The 4,726-nt window shown below is 69.6% G+C and carries 5 protein-coding genes; 4 read left to right on the top strand and 1 reads right to left on the bottom strand.

The window, feature by feature from the left end; genetic code table 11:
- Positions 1–673 (top strand): aspartate/glutamate racemase family protein (locus Q8M82_RS19355; protein WP_305692928.1); only part of this gene is annotated, 673 nt, incomplete at its 5' end.
- Between the two features lie 9 nt (positions 674–682).
- Here Q8M82_RS19355 and Q8M82_RS19360 read toward each other — a convergent pair.
- On the bottom strand, positions 683–1,933 hold the full coding sequence (locus tag Q8M82_RS19360; protein ID WP_305692929.1) for an NAD(P)/FAD-dependent oxidoreductase: 1,251 nt from the start codon (positions 1,931–1,933) through the stop codon (positions 683–685).
- A gap of 267 nt (positions 1,934–2,200) precedes the next feature.
- Between Q8M82_RS19360 and Q8M82_RS19365 the strand changes: the two genes are divergently transcribed.
- The 3 genes from Q8M82_RS19365 to rpe all read left to right on the top strand — a co-directional run bounded on the left by Q8M82_RS19365 (position 2,201) and on the right by rpe (position 4,663).
- A complete protein-coding gene (locus tag Q8M82_RS19365) occupies positions 2,201–3,181 on the top strand; it encodes a hypothetical protein (RefSeq protein WP_305692930.1) in 981 nt (326 codons plus the stop codon).
- Positions 3,182–3,226: 45 nt separating this feature from the next.
- Complete coding sequence (locus Q8M82_RS19370; RefSeq protein WP_305692931.1) at positions 3,227–3,904, top strand: glutathione S-transferase family protein; 678 nt, start codon at positions 3,227–3,229, stop codon at positions 3,902–3,904.
- A 75-nt stretch (positions 3,905–3,979) separates the two neighbouring features.
- Positions 3,980–4,663: a ribulose-phosphate 3-epimerase gene (rpe, locus tag Q8M82_RS19375; protein ID WP_305692932.1), complete on the top strand. Its 684-nt coding sequence runs from the start codon at positions 3,980–3,982 to the stop codon at positions 4,661–4,663.
- The last annotated feature ends 63 nt before the right edge of the window (positions 4,664–4,726 follow it).

Below are 4,726 nucleotides of genomic sequence, written 5' to 3' on the forward strand. Positions count from 1 at the left end.
GCTGGTTGCCCGCGTGCTGGCGGTGATGGAGCGGCTGGTCTCCCGTCACCATCCCGATCTCGTGGTGATCGCCTGCAACACCGCCTCTACGCTGGTGCTGCCGGCGCTGCGGGCGCGCTTCGCCATTCCCTTCGTCGGCACCGTACCGGCGAGCAAGCCGGCGGCCGCGGCGACGCGCTCGGGGCTGATCTCGGTGCTGGCGACGCCGGGCACGGTGGCGCGCGACTACACGCGCGGGCTGGTCTCGACCTATGCCGGCGGCTGCGACGTGACGCTGGTCGGCGCGACGGGGCTCGCCGCGCTGGCCGAGGCCGCCGTGAGGGGCGAGCAGGGGGAGGATGACGCCATCGCCGCCGAGATCGCCCCCTGTTTCGTCGAGCGAGATGGGCGGCGCACCGATGTGGTGACGCTCTCCTGCACGCATTATCCGCTGCTGCTGGAGCCGATGCGGCGCGTCGCGCCCTGGCCGGTGGAGTGGATCGACCCGGCGCCGGCGATCGCGCGGCGCGTCCTGCAGTTGCTCGGGGCCGATGCCGCCGCCGAGCGGGCGGGCGGGCATGAGGCGGTCGCGGTCTTCACCGCAGGCGCGGGCATCACCGGCCCGCTGCGGATCGCGCTGGCGGGCCGCGGGCTGGCCGAGGTGCTGCTCGAGCCGATGCCGCTGGTCAGCTGAGGCCGCGTTTCAGGCGAAGCGCGCCGGGGCAAACGGCGTCGGATCGACGAAGACCTTCTGGCCCGTGACCATTTCCGCGATCATGCGGCCGGTAACGGCGGCCAGCGTCAGCCCGTGATGGGCGTGGCCGAAGGAGAACCACAGGCCCTTGTGCTTCGGCGCCGGGCCGATGATCGGCATCATGTCGGGCGTGCAGGGGCGGCGGCCGAGCCAGGGCTCGGGGTCGATGCGCTCGCCGAGCGGGAAGAGGGTGCGGGCGATCGGCTCGGCGCGCTCGAGCTGGACCGGCGTCTTGGGCGCGTCGCGGTCGGCGAATTCGGCGCCGGTGGTCAGGCGGATGCCCTGCTGCATCGGCGCCAGGAAATAGCCGCGCTCGGTGTCGAGCACCGGGTGGTTCAGCACGGCGTTGCCCTGCGCCTTGTAGTGCATGTGGTAGCCGCGCTTGACCGCCAGCGGCAGGTTGTAGCCGAGCTTGCGGGAGAGCATGTCGGCCCAGGGGCCGAGCGCGACGACGACGTCGCGCGCTTTGGCCGTGGTGCCATCGGCCAGCTTCACCGTCCACTCCGCGCCGTCCTGGGCGAGCGTGCCGGCATCGCCGAGGGCGAGCCTGCCGCCCAGCGCCTCGAAGCGCGCGACATAGGCCCTGGACAGGCCGAGCGGGTCGATCACCGTGACCGGATCGGTCCAATGCAGGCCGCCGACGAGGCTGTCATGGTCGAGATGGGGCTCCTCGGCCTTGAGCGTGTCCTTGTCGAGGGGCCTGTAGTTCAGGCCGAAATCGCGGTTCCAGCGCGCGGCCTCGGCCAGGCGCTCGTCCTGCTGGGCGGCGGTGCGGAAGACCTTCATCCAGCCATTGCGGCGCAGCAGGCCGGTCGCGCCGGCTTCCTGCGCGAGTGCGTCGTGCTCGCTGACGCAATGCTCGATCAGGGTGGCGTATTTCTGCGCGATCGCCTCGTGCTGGGAGGCGCGCGAATGCATCCAGTAGGACCAGAGGAAGGGCGCGAGCTTGGGGATCGCGCTCCAGTGGTAATGCGCGTCGATGGTGTTGTTCATCGCGTAGCGGATCAGCGCCCCGAAATCATGCGGGAAGCCATAAGGGTAGACGCCCTCGCGCTGGATCAGCCCGGCATTGCCGTAGCTCGTCTCCTCGCCGGGCGCGCGCTTGTCGACGAGGAGGACCGAGCGGCCCGCCTTCTGCAGGTGCAGCGCCACCGAAATCCCGACGATGCCTGCCCCGAGAACGATCGTATCCGTCGCCATCACCCGCTCCTGGCCCGCTCAACCCGCTTGAAAATAGCCGTTTGTGACGCCGTGTCAGCGTCGCGGTGGGTTTTTGCGCGGCTTGCGCCCAAGTTTCGCAAGATTTGCGCCAAGCATCCGTTCCGTGCCGATACGAGCCGGCAAAGCGCTCTGCTGGCGCAATTTTCTGCCGGCGCAGGGCGGGGCTGTCGCAGCGGTGGGTGACGCGGGCGTCCCGATCGGCGAGTGTCGGCGTCCTTCCGGCCGTTTTCGAGTCTCAAGCCTCTCATGCTCACGCGCATCGCCGCTCCACTGGCCGCCGGTCTCGCCTGGCTCGGGCGCTACGGCACGCAGGGGTTTGCGCTGTCGATCTTCCTCGGGCTGGCGCTGCCGCAATTCTCGGCCGCGGCGCGGCCGCTGCTGCCGGTGACGATCTTCTGCTTCACCACCATCGTCTTCATGCGCGCGGATGTGGCGATCATCGCCGGCCTGCTGCGGAAGCCCGGCAAGCTGATCCTGACCTGCCTGTGGATGATCGCCGCGCCCGTCGTCGTGATCGGCGGGGCCTTCCTGATCGTCGGGCGGGACGCCATCGACCCGGGGCTGCTGCTGGGGCTCGCGATCCTCGCGGCGGCGCCGCCGATCATGTCGTCGCCCGCGGTGGCGATCCTCTACGGTTTCGAGCCCTCGCTGATCATCGCGGGCGTGATCATCACCACCGTGGCGAGCCCGATCGTCGCACCGATGCTGGTCGAGTTGCTGGCGGGGGCCGCGGTGCCGCTCGACCGCTGGGTGCTGACGCTGCGGCTGCTGCTCTTCGTCGGCGGCGGCATGGCGGCGGCGGCGGTGCTGCGATGGGCGCTCGGCATGGCGCGCATCAAGGCGATGAAGGCCAATCTCGATGGCTTCGGGGTGCTGATGTATTTCACCTTCGCCATCGCGGCGATGGACGGCGTCACGCAGGCGGCGTTCGACACTCCATTGCGGGTCGGCGGTTTCCTCGCCTGCGCCTTCGCCGTCTCGATCATCGGGCTCGTGGTCAGCTATCTCGCCTTGCGCTTCCTGCGCCGCTCAGAGCGCTTCATGGTCGGATACGGCGCTGGGCAGCGGAACATGGGCATGATCGTCGCCGCTCTCGGGGCCGGCGTGCCGCCCTCGACCTTCCTGTTCTTCGCACTGGCGCAGTTCCCGATCTATCTGATGCCCTGGCTGCTGAGCGGCTTCGCCGGGCGCATCCGGCGCGGCGAGGCGGCTGCTGACGGGGCCTGACGGGCGACCTTGCAAGGGTCGCCTCCGTTCCATCGGAGTTGCCCCATGATCACGCTCTACAGCGGCCCGCTCAGCCTCTTTGCCCGCAAGGTCGAGGTCGCGCTGCATGAGAAGGGGCTGCCCTTCGAGCGGGTGATGGTCCCCTTCAACCAAACGACCGGCTACGATCCGAAGCATCCGGAGGTGCTGGCGCTCAATCCCAAGGGCCAGGTGCCGGTGCTCAGCGATGGCGGGCTGGTGCTCTACGATTCGACCGTGATCGTCGAATATCTCGACGAGGCTTATCCCGAGGTCCCGCTCTATCCGGGCAGCCCAGTCGAGCGTGCTCGCTGCCGGCTCGACGAACTCTTCGCCGACGAGATCCTGCTGCAGGCGCTGAAGCCGCTGATGCACCGCACCGGGCCGCGGCCCGTCGACCCGGCGCTGCGGGCGGCGCAGGAGGCCGATGCGCTGATCGCGGAGGAGGCGCTGGCCGGCCATCACGCCCGGCTGGAGGAGAGGCTGGCCGGGCGGGAATTCTTCGGCCCGATGCTCGGCGCCGCCGACATCGCCCTGTTCATGGGGCTGCTCTTCGGCCGGCGGCTGGGCGGGCCGTCCTTCGCCGGCCATCCCGGCCTGTCTGGCTGGTTTGCCAGGCTCGGCGAGCGGCCGGCCTTCGCGCAGGTGGCGGCTGAGATCGCGGAAGCCGACCGGCGGCTCTCGGTGCCGGTCGCGTTGCGCTGAGCTTTCCGCCTTCGCGGGTCTGGTGGACCGAATCCGCAATTCCCTTCGCAGGGTCCATGCTTTAAACCGCGCGGCATGAGCGCCCCCATCCGCATCGCCCCCTCGATCCTCTCCGCCGATTTCGCCAAGCTCGGCGAGGAGGTGCGCGCGATCGACGAAGCCGGCGCCGACTGGATCCATTGCGACGTGATGGACGGGCATTTCGTGCCCAACATCACCTTCGGGCCCGACGTGCTGAAGGCGATCCGCCCGCACACGACCAAGTTCTTCGACGTGCATTTGATGATCGCGCCGGTAGACCCCTACATCGAGGCCTTCGCCAAGGCCGGGGCCGACCTGATCTCGTTTCATGTCGAGGCCGGCCCGCACCCGCACCGCACGCTGCAGGCGATCAAGGCGCAGGGCAAGCAGGCCGGCATCGTGCTCAATCCGGGCACGCCGGCCGCCCTGGTCGAGCCGCTGCTCGACGATCTCGATCTGATCCTGCTGATGACCGTCAATCCCGGCTTCGGCGGGCAGAGCTTCATCCATTCCGTGCTGCCGAAGATCGCGCAGGTGAGGGCGCTGATCGGCGAGCGGCCGATTGCGCTCGAGATCGACGGCGGGGCGACGGTCGAGACCGCGCCGCTAGCGGCGAAGGCCGGCGCGGACGTGTTCGTGGCCGGGTCGGCCGTGTTCAAGGGCGGGCCTTCCGCCTATGCCGGCAATATCGCCGCGATCCGCAAGGCGGCGGAAGCCGCGCGCGGGGACTGGGTTTGAGATTTGACTAAGACGACTGCGCAACAACCGCTCCCGTCATGGTCGGGCTTGTCCCGACCATCC

Source organism: Allobosea sp. (assembly GCF_030694325.1).
Taxonomy (GTDB): domain Bacteria; phylum Pseudomonadota; class Alphaproteobacteria; order Rhizobiales; family Beijerinckiaceae; genus Allobosea.

What these genes read in the sequence shown, in the direction of transcription:
- Q8M82_RS19360 (WP_305692929.1), bottom strand. Translation starts at nt 1,933, where the DNA reads ATGGCGACGGATACGATCGTTCTCGGGGCAGGCATCGTCGGGATTTCG.
- Q8M82_RS19365 (WP_305692930.1), top strand. Translation starts at nt 2,201, where the DNA reads ATGCTCACGCGCATCGCCGCTCCACTGGCCGCCGGTCTCGCCTGGCTC.
- Q8M82_RS19370 (WP_305692931.1), top strand. Translation starts at nt 3,227, where the DNA reads ATGATCACGCTCTACAGCGGCCCGCTCAGCCTCTTTGCCCGCAAGGTC.
- rpe (WP_305692932.1), top strand. Translation starts at nt 3,980, where the DNA reads ATGAGCGCCCCCATCCGCATCGCCCCCTCGATCCTCTCCGCCGATTTC.